The organism is Gordonia sp. CNJ-863, from assembly GCF_001942325.1.
GTDB classification, from domain to species: domain Bacteria; phylum Actinomycetota; class Actinomycetes; order Mycobacteriales; family Mycobacteriaceae; genus Gordonia; species Gordonia alkanivorans.
On record NZ_MKKG01000033.1, the window covers coordinates 115,285 to 131,625 of the forward strand.

At 68.6% G+C, this 16,341-nt stretch carries 15 protein-coding genes, 1 tRNA gene and 1 other RNA gene; 14 read left to right on the forward strand and 3 right to left on the reverse strand.

Features of this window, described 5'->3' with window-relative positions; all coding sequences use genetic code 11:
* Nucleotides 1–66: 66 nt before the first annotated feature.
* Nucleotides 67–915 (reverse strand): NmrA/HSCARG family protein, encoded by an 849-nt coding sequence (locus tag BJF87_RS16320; protein ID WP_006358954.1) that lies wholly within the window; start codon nucleotides 913–915, stop codon nucleotides 67–69.
* Nucleotides 916–994: 79 nt separating this feature from the next.
* Here BJF87_RS16320 and BJF87_RS16325 point away from each other — a divergent pair.
* From BJF87_RS16325 to BJF87_RS16350, 6 genes are all read left to right on the forward strand, one after another.
* Nucleotides 995–1,083: transfer RNA gene (locus BJF87_RS16325), tRNA-Ser, on the forward strand.
* A gap of 155 nt (nucleotides 1,084–1,238) precedes the next feature.
* Nucleotides 1,239–1,333: signal recognition particle sRNA small type (gene ffs / locus BJF87_RS16330), an RNA gene on the forward strand.
* A gap of 70 nt (nucleotides 1,334–1,403) precedes the next feature.
* The gene (locus BJF87_RS16335) at nucleotides 1,404–2,678 is read left to right on the forward strand and encodes an aminotransferase class I/II-fold pyridoxal phosphate-dependent enzyme (protein WP_035754406.1); all 1,275 of its coding nucleotides are present in this window, start codon (nucleotides 1,404–1,406) and stop codon (nucleotides 2,676–2,678) included.
* Between the two features lie 111 nt (nucleotides 2,679–2,789).
* Entirely contained in the window at nucleotides 2,790–4,250 is a 1,461-nt protein-coding gene (locus tag BJF87_RS16340; RefSeq protein ID WP_035754412.1) for a glycosyltransferase 87 family protein, read from the forward strand.
* Nucleotides 4,251–4,293: 43 nt separating this feature from the next.
* The gene (locus tag BJF87_RS16345; RefSeq protein ID WP_075863558.1) at nucleotides 4,294–6,888 is read left to right on the forward strand and encodes a DNA polymerase III subunit gamma and tau; all 2,595 of its coding nucleotides are present in this window, start codon (nucleotides 4,294–4,296) and stop codon (nucleotides 6,886–6,888) included.
* A gap of 32 nt (nucleotides 6,889–6,920) precedes the next feature.
* The gene (locus tag BJF87_RS16350) at nucleotides 6,921–7,649 is read left to right on the forward strand and encodes a M15 family metallopeptidase (RefSeq protein WP_006358958.1); all 729 of its coding nucleotides are present in this window, start codon (nucleotides 6,921–6,923) and stop codon (nucleotides 7,647–7,649) included.
* An 82-nt stretch (nucleotides 7,650–7,731) separates the two neighbouring features.
* Here the strand turns inward: BJF87_RS16350 and BJF87_RS16355 are convergent, their stop codons facing one another.
* Nucleotides 7,732–9,051, reverse strand: coding sequence for a class I SAM-dependent methyltransferase (locus BJF87_RS16355; protein WP_075863559.1), 1,320 nt, complete (start codon nucleotides 9,049–9,051; stop codon nucleotides 7,732–7,734).
* Nucleotides 9,048–10,430, reverse strand: a complete 1,383-nt coding sequence (locus BJF87_RS16360; RefSeq protein ID WP_075863643.1) for an FAD-binding oxidoreductase — start codon at nucleotides 10,428–10,430, stop codon at nucleotides 9,048–9,050. Before BJF87_RS16360 ends, BJF87_RS16355 begins: the two co-directional genes overlap by 4 nt.
* Before the next feature lie 81 nt (nucleotides 10,431–10,511).
* Between BJF87_RS16360 and BJF87_RS16365 the strand changes: the two genes are divergently transcribed.
* The 8 genes from BJF87_RS16365 to BJF87_RS16400 all read left to right on the forward strand — a co-directional run bounded on the left by BJF87_RS16365 (nucleotide 10,512) and on the right by BJF87_RS16400 (nucleotide 16,339).
* Nucleotides 10,512–10,949, forward strand: coding sequence for an SRPBCC family protein (locus BJF87_RS16365; RefSeq protein WP_075863560.1), 438 nt, complete (start codon nucleotides 10,512–10,514; stop codon nucleotides 10,947–10,949).
* Nucleotides 10,950–11,017: 68 nt separating this feature from the next.
* Nucleotides 11,018–11,884, forward strand: coding sequence for a pseudouridine synthase (locus BJF87_RS16370; RefSeq protein ID WP_035754418.1), 867 nt, complete (start codon nucleotides 11,018–11,020; stop codon nucleotides 11,882–11,884).
* A gap of 65 nt (nucleotides 11,885–11,949) precedes the next feature.
* Entirely contained in the window at nucleotides 11,950–12,279 is a 330-nt protein-coding gene (locus BJF87_RS16375; RefSeq protein ID WP_006358963.1) for a hypothetical protein, read from the forward strand.
* Nucleotides 12,257–12,673: a YbaB/EbfC family nucleoid-associated protein gene (locus BJF87_RS16380; protein ID WP_005199059.1), complete on the forward strand. Its 417-nt coding sequence runs from the start codon at nucleotides 12,257–12,259 to the stop codon at nucleotides 12,671–12,673. The genes BJF87_RS16375 and BJF87_RS16380 overlap by 23 nt, the downstream gene beginning before the upstream one ends.
* A 51-nt stretch (nucleotides 12,674–12,724) precedes the next feature.
* Nucleotides 12,725–13,336, forward strand: a complete 612-nt coding sequence (recR, locus tag BJF87_RS16385) for a recombination mediator RecR (RefSeq protein ID WP_006358965.1) — start codon at nucleotides 12,725–12,727, stop codon at nucleotides 13,334–13,336.
* An 82-nt stretch (nucleotides 13,337–13,418) separates the two neighbouring features.
* Nucleotides 13,419–15,008: an alpha/beta fold hydrolase gene (locus BJF87_RS16390; RefSeq protein ID WP_075863561.1), complete on the forward strand. Its 1,590-nt coding sequence runs from the start codon at nucleotides 13,419–13,421 to the stop codon at nucleotides 15,006–15,008.
* A complete protein-coding gene (locus BJF87_RS16395; RefSeq protein WP_006358967.1) occupies nucleotides 15,005–15,565 on the forward strand; it encodes a uridine kinase in 561 nt (186 codons plus the stop codon). The genes BJF87_RS16390 and BJF87_RS16395 overlap by 4 nt, the downstream gene beginning before the upstream one ends.
* A 33-nt stretch (nucleotides 15,566–15,598) precedes the next feature.
* On the forward strand, nucleotides 15,599–16,339 hold the full coding sequence (locus BJF87_RS16400) for a uracil-DNA glycosylase (RefSeq protein WP_035754425.1): 741 nt from the start codon (nucleotides 15,599–15,601) through the stop codon (nucleotides 16,337–16,339).
* Nucleotides 16,340–16,341 lie beyond the last annotated feature (2 nt).

A 16,341-nucleotide genomic window follows, 5' to 3' on the forward strand; every position in this document is an offset into this window, starting at 1 on the left:
ACTTCGGTGCGCAAGCGCTAGCTGCAAATGGCGCCTCGCGGCGGAACTGGCGATTTTGGCGGCACCTCAGCGGCGCAGTGCTTCAGCCGCCCACTCCGCGAAGGTCTGCCATCCGACGTCGGGGAACCGGCGGTGCAGTTCGGGGATGTCGACCTCGTAGCCGCGTTCGCCGAGGAAGGTGAACATCGCACTCATGTCGGGCGACGGGATGCGTTCGGGATCATAGGATTCCGCGCTGACCGTCGTTCCGAGTGCGTCGCCGACGATCTCCGCCATCTCCAGGGGCGTCGGCTGGTCGGAGGCGATGTCGATCCGTTCGCCGGTGTACGCACCCGGGTTCCGGAACAGCGTCGCGACAAACCGGCCGAGATCGCGGCGTGAGAGTTGTTGCAGCGGTTGGTCCGCAGGCATCGCGATCGGCATGACGCCGGCGGCGAGCGCGTCGGACCCGGCGAGCAGGTTGTCGTAGAAGTAGGCCGGCCCGACGATCGTGTGCGGGATGTCGGTGGCGGCGAGCATCCGCTCGACCTCGAACTTGGAGTCGAAGTGGGGGACGGCGGTGTCGCGGTCGGCGGAGGCCACCGACGAGAAGACGAGGTAGGGGAGCGCGGCCGCGGTCGCCGACTCGATCAGCGCGGTGCCCTGGGCGACCTCTGCGTCGACGCCGGACTCGAAGGGCGTCGTCAGCGCGAAGGCTCCCGCCGCGCCGGTGAACGCATCGGTGAGTCCTACGCCACTCACGATGTCGCCGACGGCGAGTTCGACACCGCGGTCGGCGAGCGCCGCGGCCTTCGACGACACGGCGTCGCGGACGAGGGCGCGCACCGCGAAACCGGCGTCGAGCAGCGCGTCGAGGACGGCACCGCCCTGTCCGCCGGTCGCTCCGATCACGACGATGGGGGAGGAATCGGACATGCCCCGACCCTAGTGCCGACCGAGCGGCCGGCAAGCGGGTTTGGGTGTGGGAGTCCCCGGCGGCTATCATCTCGACGTTGGAGGATTCGCCTAGTGGCCTATGGCGCTCGCCTGGAACGCGGGTTGGGTTAACAGCCCTCAGGGGTTCGAATCCCCTATCCTCCGCCACCGAAGGTCCGTGGTGCACGACCCGCAAGGGAGCGCACCCCGGACCTTCGTCGTATCCGGGAGACGATCACCCGCCTCGCCTGCACGGACCGAGGCCGTCGCGGGGGTGGTGACCACCCGGTGTCACCCGGCTGTGAACCCTCGCTACACTGGACGACGGATCCCGCGCGGCGTGCATCCTGTGAACTCCCCCAGGGCCGGAAGGCAGCAAGGGTCAACGGGCTCTCTCGGGTGCGCGGGGTCCCCTATATCCCCGATTTCCATTTCCAGGTCTGCGTCGTCGGACACTCGCGCCGGCGTCGAGCGCGAGAGGTCTAACGTTGAATTTCCACTCGATGAGTGTCGACCAACTACGAGACACCCAGGCGGATCTGAAGAAGCGTTACGACGAGCTGGCCGCTCTGGGTCTGAAGCTCGACCTCACCCGCGGCAAGCCCGCTCCCGAGCAGCTCGATCTCTCCAACGCGCTGCTGTCGCTCCCCGGCGACGAGTACCGCGACGGCAAAGGCACCGACACCCGCAACTACGGCGGCCTCAACGGCCTGCCCGAGCTGCGCGAGGTCTTCGGCGAGCTGCTCGCCGTCGACCCCGCGAACCTGATCGCGTTCGGCAACTCGAGCCTCGAGCTCATGCACGATCTCACCGTCTTCGGCCTGCTGCACGGCACCGCCGACTCCGACGAGCCGTGGGGCCGCCAGAAGATCAAGTTCCTGTGCCCGTCGCCCGGATACGACCGGCACTTCGCGATCACCGAGAGCTTCGGCATCGAGATGATCCCGGTGCCGATGCTCCCCGACGGTCCGGACGTGCGCCTCTGCGCCGAACTCGTCGCCAACGACCCGAGCATCAAGGGCCTCTGGGCGGTACCCACCTACTCCAACCCGACCGGCGTCACCTTCTCCGAGGCGGTGACCCGCGGACTGCTCGAGATGCCCGCGGCACCCGACTTCCGCATCTACTGGGACAACGCCTACGCGGTGCACACCCTCGTGGAGGCCCCACCGACGCCGCTGCGCGTCCTCGAGATGGCCGCCGAGGCCGGTCATCCCAACCGTGTGTACGTCCTCGGCTCGACGTCGAAGATCACCTTCGCCGGCGGCGGGGTGGCGTTCTTCGGGTCGTCGGACGAGAACCTCGCGTGGTTCAGCAAGTACCTCGGCCTCAAGACCATCGGCCCGGACAAGGTCAACCAGCTGCGTCACCTCAAGTTCTTCGGCGACGCCGACGGCGTGCGCGCCCACATGGCCCGCCACCGCGAGATCCTGGCGCCGAAGTTCAAGCTGGTGCTCGACATCCTCGAAGACCGGCTGGTCGAGTCGAAGGTCGCCTCGTGGTCGGAGCCCGAGGGTGGGTACTTCATCAGTCTCGACGTCGTCGACGGCGCCGCCCGACGCACCATCGAACTGGCGAAGGAAGCCGGAATCGCGCTGACCGGCGCAGGTTCCGCGTTCCCGTACAAGACCGATCCGCACGACCGGAACATCCGTCTCGCACCGACCTTCCCGAACACCGACGACCTGCGGGCCGCGATGGACGGGGTCGCGACGTGCGTGCTCCTCGCCTCGGCCGAGACCCTCCTGGCGGAGCGCAGCTGAGCCACTCGTCTCGCCGACACGCCGCTGTCAAACGCCGGATCGGCGTTAGATAGCTCTCATTCGGCGATGAGTAGCCGGTATGTGCCGACTCTTATGCCACTCTTGTAAATCGTGAATCTGCCCAGGCCGGTTCTTCTCGCATCCGGTTTCGCCATCGTGGGGGTCATCGCTCTTGTCCTCCAGGATGTCGTCGTGCCCTGGGGAGCCCAGTTCTGGGGTCTGCTGAACAACCAGATCGACCTGGCCGTCTATCGGCAGGGTGCTCAAGCGGTCACCGAAGGCGCCAGCCTCTACGACGTCAAGATGATCGGCGACCTCGACTACACGTACTCACCGTTCTCGGCGTTGCTCTTCACTCCGCTCGCGTTGATCTCCTTCGACGTGGCGCGATGGTTGTGGACCGCGGGCATCGTGGTCGCCCTCTATCTCGTCGTCATGCTCAGCTTCCGCAGTCTCGGCCGGCCGGTGACGTGGCCGCTGCGGGTCATCGCGATGTCGCTCGTCGCGGTCGCGATGCTGCTCGAGCCCGTCCGCACCACCATCTGGTACGGCCAGATCAACGTCTTCCTGATGCTCCTCATCCTGGCCGACCTGACCCGTCCCGACACCAGCAGGACCAAGGGCGTGGGCGCCGGCATCGCCGCCGGGATCAAGCTCACGCCGCTGATCTTCGCCGGTTACTACGCGGTGCAACGCAACTGGCGCGCGTTCTTCGGTGTCATCGGCGGCTTCGTCATGACCGTCGCGATCGGGTTCATCGTCCTGCCGCGTGACTCCTGGGCCTACTGGACCGGCAAGCTGTTCCAGTCCGAACGTGTCGGTTCGGCGCAACTGCGCGGCAACCAATCGATCCGCGGAATGCTCGCCAACCACCTCGACACCGACCACCCGTCGACACTCCTGTGGGGAGCCCTGGCACTGACCGCGCTCGTCGCCGGATTCGCGGTCGCCACCTATGCCCACCGCAGGGGCCAGGAACTGCTCGCGATCAGCATCGTCGGCATGACCGCATGCGTGGTGTCGCCGATGTCGTGGGGGCACCACTGGGTCTGGTTCGTGCCGATCGTGGTGATCGGGGTCCACCTGGCCCTCGACCTGAGGCGAACCCAGCTCGAGCGGGGCCTGGCGGCGGTGGGTGTTGCGGCGCTCGTGTTGCTCGCGTTCGCGTGGCCGACGCACGTCCCCGCGCTCGTTCCCGATGGCTACTACACCGGGCTCTACGTGAAGACGCGGGTCACCTGGCTCAACTGGTTCACCGTCAGCCCCTATCTGTTCGCGTTCGTGGGAATCCTGATCGCGACGGTCGTCGCCCTGCGGGTTTTCGGCTCCCGTTCGACCACCGCGGCCGAGCCGGCTGCGGTCATCGCCCCGGGGGTCGCGGCAGCGGTCATCGCCGACGGCGGACTGGCCGGCGAGCCGGCCGAGGGCGGGAGTCCGCGGGTCGTCGAACCGTCGGCACGAGCCGACGCCGAGCGGGTGAACGTGTCCGACGACATGGCCGATGACCTGGTCGGAACCGCCGGTGAGTCGATGGGTGAAGCACCCGAGACGGGGGCGTCGCCCGCAGTGTGAGGCAGGCGCATCCGATGTCACGGGTCGCCGGTACTCTCGACGCGTGGCTCTGTATCGCACCTATCGCCCGGCTACCTTCGCCGACGTCGTGGGGCAGGAGCACGTCACCGATCCGTTGAGCCGTGCCCTCGACTCGGGGCGCATCAACCACGCGTACCTGTTCTCCGGTCCGCGCGGGTGTGGCAAGACGTCGTCGGCGCGAATCCTGGCGCGGTCGCTGAACTGTGTCGAGGGCCCCACCTCGCGTCCCTGTGGCACCTGCACGTCGTGCGTGGCTCTCGCTCCCGGCGGTCCCGGCAACCTCGACGTCATCGAACTCGACGCAGCCAGCCATGGCGGCGTCGACGACACCCGCGAGCTGCGCGACCGCGCGTTCTATGCGCCGGCCGAGTCGCGTTATCGCGTGTTCATCGTCGACGAGGCGCACATGGTGACCAACGCCGGCTTCAACGCGCTGCTCAAGATCGTGGAGGAGCCGCCGGAGCACCTGATCTTCGTGTTCGCGACGACCGAACCCGAGAAGGTGCTGCCGACGATCCGTTCGCGTACGCACCACTACCCGTTCCGTCTGCTCGCCCCGCCGGTCATGCGCGGGCTGCTGGAGAAGATCTGTGAGCGGGAGGGCGTGACCGTCGCGCCCGAGGTCTACCCGCTGGTCATCCGTGCCGGTGGTGGTTCGCCGCGTGACTCGCTGTCGATCCTCGATCAGCTCCTCGCCGGCGCCGACGACCAGGGCGTCGCCTACGAGCGCGCACTCGCGCTGCTCGGCGTCACCGACGTCGCACTCATCGACACCGCCGTCGACGCGCTGGCGTCGGCCGACGGCGCGGCTCTGTTCGGGGCCGTCGAGAAGGTCGTCGACGCGGGGCACGACCCACGACGCTTCGCGGTCGATCTCCTCGAACGGCTCCGCGACCTGATCCTGCTGCAGGCCGTTCCCGATGCCGCCGACCGCGGCCTGGTCGAGGCGCCCGGTGATCAGCTCGCACGCATGCAAAGCCAGATCGAGACGCTCGGCCCCGCCTCGTTGACGCGCTTCGCCGAGATCGTGCACGACGCCCTCGGCGAGATGCGCGGAACCACGTCACCGCGCCTCCTGCTCGAGGTGATGTGCGCGCGCATGCTGCTGCCCGGCGTGTCGAACGACGACGCCGCTCTGCTGCAGCGGCTCGAGCGTCTGGAGTCGGGAATCGGCACCACGTCGATCCCGGTGCCCGCGAAACCCGCTGAGCCCGAACCGGAACCGAAGTTCGTGCGTCCGTCGCAGCGCAAGGTGATGGAAGAGGCGAAGGCGGCCGAGGAGGCACGCCGCACTGCGGCCGAGGTTGCCGAGGCCGACACCCCGGTCGCCGCGCCCGCTCCGGAACCCACCGCGCCCGAACCGCCTGTGCCGGCGGTGAAGCCCGCGGCGGTCGAACCGGCGCCGGCCGAACCCGCCTCTGCACCTGCGGTTTCCGAGCCCGACCCGGCGCCGCCCGACCCGGCGCCGCCCGCCGCGGAGCCGGTCGCTGCCGCACCGCCGGTGGACGTGGTTGCCGCCGTCGAGACCGACGACGCGGACATGCTCGAGGAGCTGGGTGTCGAGCAGCCCGCGCTCGACGCCATCCCCGATCCCGACGCGCTTCCCGACCCCGACGCCCTGCTGGAACCCGAGGCGCTCGATCTCGGGGATCTCGACGCCGCCGACGCCGACACTCCCGACACCGAGACCCTCGACGCCGAGGCTCTCGAAGTCGACGCTGCGGCACCGACTCTCGACCTTCCCGGGGCAGAGCCCGAGGCAGAGAACATCGCGCCGGCCCCGGTCTCGGAACCCGTACGCCCTGGCGTCCGGAACGGCGGCACCCCGACGGCACCGGAACCGCCCTCGCGGGCACCGGTGGCCGAACCGGCTCCGGAGCCGGCCCGGGAACCCGCTGCCGAGCCGGCCCAGCCGTCCTACACCGACGACATCCCGCTGCCGGACGAGCCGGTCGACGAGTACTCGGTCCCGCCGCCCGACGCGATGCCGGTCCGGGCGAAGCGCCCCGAACCGGAGCCAGAACCGGAACCGGAACCAGAACCGGCTCCCTCGGGCGGGCTCGACGCCGACGCGATCCGCAAACGCTATCCGGAGATCCGGGCCGCGGTGCGGGAGCGGTCGAAGAGTCTCGAGCCGATGTTGTCTGCGGCGGTCATCGCCGATCTCGAGGGCACCACGGTGGTGATCGGCCACCCGGTCGAGGTGCTCGTCGGACGACTCTCGGCACCGCACGCGGTGACGATCATCCGGGAGGCGCTTTCCGAGGTCTTCGGCACACCGCTCGACGTGCGCACCGTGCACCAGGCGCCGGGCACTGCGGTCGCGTCGTCGGCGGCCGGTGGCGCACAGTCCGCGAAGCAGCAGGCCAAGCCCCGGCAGTCGTATTCACGCCCGAGCCGGTCTCGTGACCAGTCGGCGGCTGCGCCTCCGCCGCCCGAACCGGTGGCCGAGCCGGAGGAGCCCGAGCCGCCACGCGCGGACGAGGACATCCCCGACGAGGAGCGGGCCGAGATGGTCGCCGACGCACGCACCGGAGCCCCCGAACAACGTCTCGATCCCGATCAGGTCGCGCTCGAACTTCTCAAGTCCGAGCTCGGGGCACGACCGATCGAGTGACCGTCGAGACGAAGGGCTGGTAGAACGCAGAGATGCAGATCCGATCGGTCCTACGTCTGACCACGGCGCCGGCAGCAATGGCTGCGGCGCTGACGTTGTCGATGGCATGTGCCGAGGCGGCTCCCGTCGACTCGCCGTCGCCGACGCCGAGGCACTCCGTCGACCGGCAGACACGCGCGGTCGGCCTCGTCGACGTGAAGAGCGTCGTCGCGGACGCAGTGCTGGATCTGCGCTACGCGACGACCGACAACTTCGTCGGTGAGCGGCTGTATCCGCCGGATGCTCGCTGTCTGGTGCACGAGTCGATGGCGCCGGGTCTGAGGACCGCGGCCCAGAAACTTCGGGCCGGGGGTCAGACGCTGGTGTTCTGGGATTGCTACCGGCCGCATTCGGTGCAGCAGAAGATGTTCCAGAAGGTCCCCGACCCGGCGTGGGTCGCAGCCCCGGGTCCGTACTCGACCAGCCATGAGACCGGTCGTTCGGTCGACGTCACCCTGGCGGTCCGCAGTCCGGGCTGTCCGGCCCCGCGCAAGATCGGCAACCTCTGTCGCGTCGACATGGGCACCGACTTCGACTCGTTTACCCCGCGTGCGAACGCATATGCGACACAGGGGGTCTCGGCGCCGGCGCAGGCTGCTCGGGCGCGATTGCGCCAGGCGATGGCCGACGGAGGACTGACCGTCTATTCCGGCGAATGGTGGCACTTCGACGGCCCGGGCGCGGACGTGCGCCGGCCGATCGTCGACGTCCCCCTGGTCTGAGCCGCCCTGGCCTGAACAATCCCGGGACCTCGACGACGAGACCCCGCCGGGCATCCGACGGGGTCTCGTTGGTCGAGCAGGCTCAGGCGTTCCACCAGGGCCGCAGGGGGACCTGATGGCCGCCGCGGTCGTCGAGCTTGGTCGCCAGCACGTGATGGAGCTGGATGATGTTGCGGTCGAAGCCGATCCGGCATCCCGCCATGTACAGGCCCCACAGGCGGGCGGTGCCCTCGCCGACCTCGGCCACGGCCTCGTCCCAGTGCTCGACGAGGTTGGCGTTCCAGTCGCGCAGGGTCATCGCGTAGTGCTCGCGGAAGTTCTCCTCGTGGAGCACTTCCATGCCGCCGATGTCCTGGAGCTTGGAGATGATCTTGCCCGAGCCGGTGAGCTCCCCGTCGGGGAAGACGTAGCGGTCGATGAACGAACCCGCCTTGCTGCGGCTCGCGTTGTCGGGCCGGGTGATGCAATGGTTCAACAGCATTCCGCCCGGTCGCAGCTTGTCGCGCATGAAACCGAAGTAGGCCGGGTAGTTGCCGACGCCGATGTGCTCGGTCAGGCCGATCGACGAGACCGCGTCGAAACCGGATTCGGTGATGTCGCGGTAGTCGCTGTGACGCACCTCGGCGAAGTCCGAGAGTCCTTCGTCGACGATGGCCTTCTGGGCCCACTCCGCCTGCTCGGCCGACAGCGTCGCGCCGATCGCGTGCACCCCGCGCTTGGCGGCGTAGCGGACCATTCCGCCCCAGCCGCAACCGATGTCGAGGAGCCGGTCACCGGGCTTGAGGCGCAGCTTCTCGAAGATGAGGCGGTACTTGTTGTCCTGGGCGATCTCGAGCGACGCGTCGTGGTCGGGGTACACCGCACACGTGTAGGTCATCGACGGGCCGAGGACCCACTCGTAGAAGGTGTTCGAGACGTCGTAGTGGTAGTGGATGACCTCGGCGTCACGAGCTTTGCTGTGGCGCAGGCCCTCCGCGAAACGGCGCCAGCGCGGTACGGCCTCCTGCGGCGGCGGGGCGATCGGCTTGAAGTGTTCGATGCCGAGCGAGCGCGCGATCTGTGCCAGGGCCAGCGGCGACGGACGGTGGAAGTCCAGATCGCTCGCGAGCGCCTTCAGCGCGGGGTACGGATCGCCGGGGTGTGCGCCGATGAGTTCGAGGTCACCGGCGATATAGGCGCGGGCCAGACCGAGATCGCCGGGCGCCGTGACGAGGTAGGTGGTGCCGCGCGGAGTCTTCAGGTTGAGGCCGTACTGGGCGTCGGCCGGGCCTGCGCTGCTGCCGTCGTACGCCGAGATCCGGATGGACAGGTTGCCGCCCAGGAGGGTCTCGAAGATCTCCGACAGGGACATCTTCCCCGAATGGGAGTCCGCACCGATCGGTGCGTCTTTGAATGTCGTCATTGGCGTTTCACCGCTTTCGCATAGAGGTCCAGAAGGCGGCCGCGGGGGTCGTACCGCTTCTTCAGGAGCCGATAACTCTCTCCGCCGTAGAGTTCGTCGAACTCTTCCGGCTCGTAGAAACTTTCCGAGTACAGCGACTTGTGGCCGTCGAGTTCGGCGACCTTGCGTTCGATGATCTTGTTGGTGTGCCCGGGATCGCCCGGGGTGACCGGCACGGCCGACCAGAAGCCGACGTTGACGTAGGCGCGTTGCGGTTCGAGCGGGTAGAGCGGCCACGGGCGCACCGGATCCGAACCCGGCAGGGCCGGTTCGCGAAGGCGCAGCGGGCACAGCCAGATCGGTTCGATCGGAATGTTGTCCAGGAACCATTCGACGTAGTCGGTGGTGTGCTCGATCGGCACCTCGATGTCCTGCACGACCCGTTCGCCCGGCGGGAGGCCCTTGCGGGCGTTGAGGCGGTCGCCGATGTCCCAGCGCTGGTCGAGTCCGATCAGCTTCCAGTAGAAGCTGCTGCGCAGGTAGCGCTTCGGCCACCAGCGGCGGATCTTCGGATTCTGTGCCCCGAACGCCCGTGAGCACCAGAACCAGTCGGTGTCCCAGCGCCAGAGGTAGTCGTGGATGGTGAGACGGTCGGTGGTCTTGTTCTGAACCGACCGGTAGTAGATGTCCATCCCGGTGTAGTCGCTGACCGGGCCTTTCTCGTCGGTCTGGCGTCCGAGCGTGAGGTAGGACTCGTGGGCGGAGAACACGACTCCGTCGAGGTAGTCGACCTGTTCGCCGTCGTAGGTCTTCTCGGTGACGATCGTCTCCATCGTCGCCTGCAGCTCGGCGATCGAGGTGAATCGCACGTGCCGCAACGCGACGTAGGGCTTCACCGGTTCGAGCTCGATGCGCAGACGGACCGAATAGCCCAGCGTGCCATAGGAGTTCGGGAAGCCGAAGAACAGGTCGGCGTGCTCGTTGGTGGGCGTCGCGGTGATGATCTCGCCGTCGCCGGTCAGGATGTCGATCTCCGACACCGACTCATGCGGCAGTCCGGAACGGAACGACGTGCTCTCGATACCCAGGCCGGTCACCGCGCCGCCGAGGGTGATCGTCTTGAGTTGCGGGACCACCAGTGGTGCCAGACCGTAGGGCAGGGTCGCCGCGACCAGGTTCTCGTAGGTGCACATCCCGGCGACGTCGGCGGTGCGGGCATCGGGATCGACCGAGATCACCCGGTCGAGTCCGGAGACGTCCAGTCCGGGATGTGGATTGGCTGCGCGCTTACGGAAGAGGTTCGACGTCTTCTTCGCAAGGCGCACGGTCGCGTTCGGGGGGATGGCACGATAGCTGGCCAGTAGGGCGGACACCCCCTGGTCAAATGCCTGTCCCCCCATCTCCAAGCCAGAGCTCACCCGGTTAGCCTAGGACTTGATCAGTTCGCCCGCCAATCGTTTCGTCCCGAGGAGTGTTCCATCGTGGGTCAGGTTTCCGCATCGCAGTCGATCGACATCACCGCCGCCCCGGACGCCGTCATCGGAGCCCTCGCCGACTACACCGAGGTGCGTCCGGCGATCCTCCCGGCCCACTACCGCGACTACAAGGTCATCAGCGGCGGCAACGGCGACGGCACCGTCGTGCACTGGATCCTGCAGGCCACCGAGAAGCGGCAGCGTGACGTCCAGGTCACCGTCAGCGTGACCCCGGACACCGTGACCGAGCGCGACGCCAACTCCACGATGGTGACGACCTACACGGTCGCCCCGTCGGGCAGCGGTTCGCGCGTCACGACCACCACCACCTGGAAGGGTGCCGGTGGCATCGGCGGCTTCTTCGAGAAGACCTTCGCGCCCAAGGGGCTCAACCGCATTCAGGCCGAGGTGCTCGGCAATCTCAAGAAGCGCCTCGAGAACTGACCCCGCGCAGGAGGGGGCGGGCGCGGCCTTCGCCGCTCCCGATCCGGGACGGCGTCGACTCGACACGGGTGGTGCTGCGGTCCGGGCCGGAATGCACCGTCGCCGAGGCACTGCTGGCGTCGCCGAGCCTCGCGGATCTCGGGATCGAGGAGTTGCACGCGCGTGCCGCGGCCGGCGAGATCGTCGACGCCGACGGGCAGCCCGTCGACCTCGACGCGCCGTCGCGGGTGAACGTCTCGCTCTACCTGTACCGCGACCTGCCCGACGAGGTCCCGATCCCGTTCGACGTCCCGGTGCTCTACCGCGACGAGAACATCGTCGTCGTGGACAAGCCGCATTTCCTGTCCACCATGCCGCGGGGTCGTCACGTGACGCAGACCGCGCTGGTACGACTCCGCCGCGAACTGGGCAGCGACACGATCTCGCCGGCCCACCGCTTGGACCGGCTCACCGCCGGTGTTCTGCTCTTCACGCTGCGGCCCGAGGTCCGGGCGGCGTATCAAGACCTGTTCGCCTCCCGGCTGGCGCGCAAGGAGTACCGCGCGCTGGCGCCGGTCGACGAGAGACTCACCGAGACCGTCACCGTGCGCGACCGGATCGAAAAAACCGCCGGTGACCTGCGGGCCCGCGTCGTCGACGGGCCGGTCAACGCCATCAGCGACGTCACCCTCGTCGAACAGACCGACCGTGGCGGCGTCTACCGGCTGGTGCCGCACACCGGACGCACGCACCAGCTGCGGCTGCACATGTCGTCCCTGGGTGTGCCCATCGTCGACGATCCGCTGTATCCCGACGTACGCCCCGAGCTCGCGGAACGGGCCGATCACGGGGACTTCTCTTCCCCTCTGCGGCTCGTCGCACACGCCCTCGAGTTCACGGACCCGCTCGACGGGACGGAGCGCCGGTTCGTGAGCCGTCGCTCGGTGGTGTCCTGAAATGCCGCCCCTGGTGGATTTCGGCGGCTGACCTCGGGGCGGGCGGCAGAAGTACCCTGGCGACCGTGACCATCCGCGCGTCGTACGAACGACACCCCGACCTGGGCTGCGAGGCCGTCGTGTTCATCGACGACGAGTCGCTGGCGTGTTTCCAGATCCAGCGAGATCTCACCGGCGGCCCCCGGGCCGACGAACACTGCGTCACCACCGGGGCGAGTGCGCCCATCTACGGCGGGATCGTCGAGTGGCGGCGGGTCGAGGACCGTTTCGAGTTCTCTCTCACACGACGAGCCGGTCATCTGTTCGGCGACGAGGTGCTGTCCTTCGAGATCAGCCCGGTCGACGAGGTGAGCGTCGACGACATCGCCGCGCATGTCGATCGATTGTTGCGCTGACCCGGGGGCTACCCTGGACGGCGTGACGCAACCATTCGATCCCAGCGCATTGTTCGGCGGCGGCCAGGGCGGCGAGAACCCGATGGCGGGTCTGCTGGCCCAGGCGCAGCAGATGCAGGAGAAGCTCCTGTCGGCACAGAACGAGATCGCCGCGGCGGAGATCGTCGGGAGCGCGGGCAACGGCCTGGTCACCGTGACCGGCAACGGCACCGGCGAGGTGACCGCGGTGTCCATCGACCCCAAGGTCGTCGACCCCGAGGATGTGGAGACCCTGCAGGATCTGCTGCTCGGCGCGCTCGCCGACCTGTCGCAGAAGCGTGAGCAGCTCACGAGCGAGAAGATGGGTCCGCTGGCCGGAGGCCTCGGCGGCGGCATCCCCGGGCTCGGCGGCTGATCGCGCCCGCCGCGCGATCCTTCCCACCACACCAGAGAACCCGGGCACGCGATGTATGAAGGACCGATCCAGGATCTGATCGACGAACTGGCCAAACAGCCGGGGCTCGGTCCCAAGGGTGCGCAGCGGATCGCCTTCCATCTGCTCGCGGGGGAGAAGTCCGACATCGACCGGCTGATCGCCGCGCTCGGACGCGTGCGCGACGACGTCGTGTTCTGCGCCGAATGCGGAAACGTGTCGGCGAACCGGCTGTGCCGGATCTGCTCGGATGCGCGACGCGATGCCACCAAGATCTGCGTCGTCGAAGAACCCAAGGATGTGCACGCGATCGAGCGGACCAAGGAGTTCACCGGTCGCTACCACGTGCTCGGCGGGGCCCTTGATCCGTTGTCGGGGATCGGGCCCGACCAACTCCGTATCCGCGAGCTGCTGCGTCGGCTCGCCAATCAGGAGGACGGCGTCGACGTCAGCGAGGTGATCGTCGCGACCGACCCCAACACCGAGGGCGAGGCCACCGCCACCTACCTGCAGCGCATGCTCAAGGATTTCCCCGGGCTGTCGGTGACGCGCCTGGCGTCGGGTCTGCCGATGGGCGGCGACCTCGAGTTCGCCGACGAACTGACCCTCGGCCGGGCCCTGTCCGGGCGCCGGATTCTCGCCTGAGGAACCGAACGCGGGCGTACCTCGTGAGCCCGGCTAAGGTCGGGGAGTGATATCGCTGAAGCGGGGGCGTCGACGAGTCCGGGTGATCGCGGCGGGGGTGGCCGCTGTCGCCGTCGCCGGCCTGGCGGACACGGCACGGGTCGTGGCTCCCGCCGGGGCTGCGGTGCCCGAGCTGGAATGGACGTCATGTCCCGCCGTGCACGGCGTGCCGGCGAGCGTCCGGTGTGCCGCGGTCGAGGTCCCGCTGAATCACGCCAAGCCGAACGGGCCCACCATCGAGCTGTTGGTGAGCCGTGTTCCCGCACGCGATCGGGCGCAGCGCCGCGGTGTCCTGATGGGCAACCCGGGAGGCCCCGGCGGCGACGGGATCGCGATGTTCAGCCAGTTGCGTGTGCCGGACGAGGTGCGCGATCAGTGGGATCTCGTTGCGGTGCAGCCGCGTGGGCTGGTGTCGGGCACTCCGCTCAAGTGTGACCCGATCACCGGATCGGAGCCCGAAACCTTCACCGCCGCAGGGAAACTCAATCGAGATCGGTGCGAACGGCAAACGCCGGGTGTCGGGTCGACCCTCACCACGGAGAACACCGCACGCGACATCGAGGTGGTCCGTCGGACGCTGGGCGAGTCCGCGATCAGCCTGTACGGCATCTCCTACGGGACGTTGCTCTTCGCGACCTACGCGACGCTGTTCCCCCAGCGGGTGGATCGCATGGTCCTCGATTCCGGCTTCGATCCCGGCGTCGTGTGGAACGCACTCCTGGATACGCAGACCCCCGGTTACAAGGCCCGCGTCCACGCCATGATGGCCTGGATCGCCCGGAACGATCGCATCTACCATCTCGGTGCCACTCCGCTTGCCGTGTACCGGAAGTGGAGCAACCGTGTCAGCGCCGAGGCGGGCGTCCCGCCGTCTCTGGTCGCGCCACCGGCACGGGTCGGGGACGTTCCGCCGGGGCTTCGCGCCGTCGCCGACCAGTACATCGCCGGGACCGACCTGACCGCGGATGCGCGTGCACGGTTCGAGAACTTCGTTGCGACGCTGCTGACACCCGGTTCGGTGCAGGCGAACTCGGGACTCCTGATCCTGACGCGGGCGTTTGCGCCCGATCGGAACCTCTGGCCGGTCATCGCGATGATGACGGCCGGTACCGCCCGGAAGTTCGCCGAGCCCCCACCCACGGTTCTCGAAGCTGCGACGGTCTCACAGGACATGCAGGGGATCGTCCTGTGCAACGAGAACCAGGTGCCGGCCGACCCGTCGATGAGCCTCCCGGCGTTCATCACCGGCTACGTCACCGCCGACCCGTTCGAGGCGCCGGGATTCGTCTACCGGTCGGGGATGGCCTGTGCGGGAGCGGCTCCGGTCACCCGCCCGATCCAGATCCGGAATCGGGGCCTCGCCGTACGGCCGTTGCAGATCCAGAGCATCGGCGATCCCCAGACGCCGTACCGCGGAAGCCTGGTCATGCGGCGGCAGATGGACAGCCACCTGATCACCGTCGGCGGGGGAGACCACGGTCAGTTGGGCCGTGCGAACCGGCCGCTCGACGCCGCCATCGCCGAGTACCTGCGGACCGGGCGGACCGCGGTCACCCGTGTCCCGGAGGCGCCGATCACCGCACCACTGACCACGTTCCCGCCGGGTCTGTCCGCGGGTGTGGCGGTGCGGTGACGGCGGCCGACCGCGTCGCCCCCGAGATCGGTGCGCGGGTCGCCGAACTCGCCGGGCAGCTCGACTCGGGCATCGTCGCCATCGACGGACCGTCGGGAGCGGGCAAGTCGACGGTCGCGGATCTACTGGTCGCGCAACTGCGTGAGCGGGGCGCCGGGGTGACGCTGGTGCGCACCGACGACTTCGCCTCCTGGGACGACCCGGTCGCCTGGTGGCCCGAACTGGAAGCCGATGTGCTGCATTCCTTCGTCCGGCGATGGGACTACCGCTATCGGCCTCGGGTGTGGCGCGACGGTGTCGCGACGCCCGGGCCGCCGGTGTGGATCGAGTGGCAGCCGCTGCTGATCATCGAAGGGGTGTCGTCGGCGCGGCGTCGCATCGCCGACCGGTTGACCCACGCCCTGTGGCTCGACGGCGGAACCGAGGCCGAGCGTCTGGAGCGGGCCGTCGCACGGGACGGCGAGGGGTCGCGCGCCCACCTGCAGCAATGGCAGGAGTTCGAACGCGGCTGGTTCGCGGTCGACCGCACGCGCGAACGCTGCGTCGTACTGGACTGATCGCTCCACCGCCGCTCGCGGTTACTGTCGGATATGGGCACCCGACGGCACTCTCGTGATCCGGGATTCCGTGACCTCGCGGAGCTCGATGCGCTGCTGATCGACTGTCGCGCATGCCCGCGGCTCGTCGAGTGGCGCGAACAGGTGGCCCGTGAGAAGCGTCGGGCGTTCGCCGACCAGGAGTACTGGGGACGGCCGGTCCCGGGCATCGGACCGGCGGATGCGCGGTTGCTGATCGTGGGTCTCGCGCCGGCCGCCCACGGCGGCAATCGCACCGGCCGGATGTTCACCGGCGACCAGTCCGGTGACTTCCTGTTCTCCGCCATGTATCTCGCGGGCCTGGTGAGTCAGCCGCACTCGGTGTCGATGGACGACGGGCTGGAACTGTTCGACACCCGGATCACCGCGCCCGTGCACTGCGCTCCGCCGCAGAACAAGCCGACGGTCGAGGAGCGGGACCGGTGCTCGCACTGGCTGCACGGTGAGCTCGAATTGCTCGCTCCGACGGCGCGATCCGTGATCACGCTGGGCGCCTTCGGTTGGCAGTCGACGCTGCGCACGTTCGGCGCGCTCGGCTGGACGGTGCCGCGGCCGGCGCCGAAGTTCGGGCACGGCGCGTCGACGATCCTGACCCGCGGCGACGCGGTCCTCGAGGTGTTCGGGTGCTACCACGTGAGTCAGCACAACACCTTCACCGGACGGCTGACCGTCGAGATGCTCGTGGACGTGCTGAAAGCCGCGGCGGAGTCCGCGGGGATCGTGCCGGGGGAGTGAGT

Excerpts from the sequence above, each read along its gene's own strand:
- BJF87_RS16320 (WP_006358954.1), bottom strand. The coding sequence starts at position 915 with ATGTCCGATTCCTCCCCCATCGTCGTGATCGGAGCGACCGGCGGACAG.
- BJF87_RS16355 (WP_075863559.1), bottom strand. The coding sequence starts at position 9,051 with ATGACGACATTCAAAGACGCACCGATCGGTGCGGACTCCCATTCGGGG.
- BJF87_RS16360 (WP_075863643.1), bottom strand. The coding sequence starts at position 10,430 with ATGGGGGGACAGGCATTTGACCAGGGGGTGTCCGCCCTACTGGCCAGC.
- BJF87_RS16400 (WP_035754425.1), top strand. The coding sequence starts at position 15,599 with ATGGGCACCCGACGGCACTCTCGTGATCCGGGATTCCGTGACCTCGCG.
- recR (WP_006358965.1), top strand. The coding sequence starts at position 12,725 with ATGTATGAAGGACCGATCCAGGATCTGATCGACGAACTGGCCAAACAG.
- BJF87_RS16380 (WP_005199059.1), top strand. The coding sequence starts at position 12,257 with ATGTCGATCGATTGTTGCGCTGACCCGGGGGCTACCCTGGACGGCGTG.
- BJF87_RS16350 (WP_006358958.1), top strand. The coding sequence starts at position 6,921 with ATGCAGATCCGATCGGTCCTACGTCTGACCACGGCGCCGGCAGCAATG.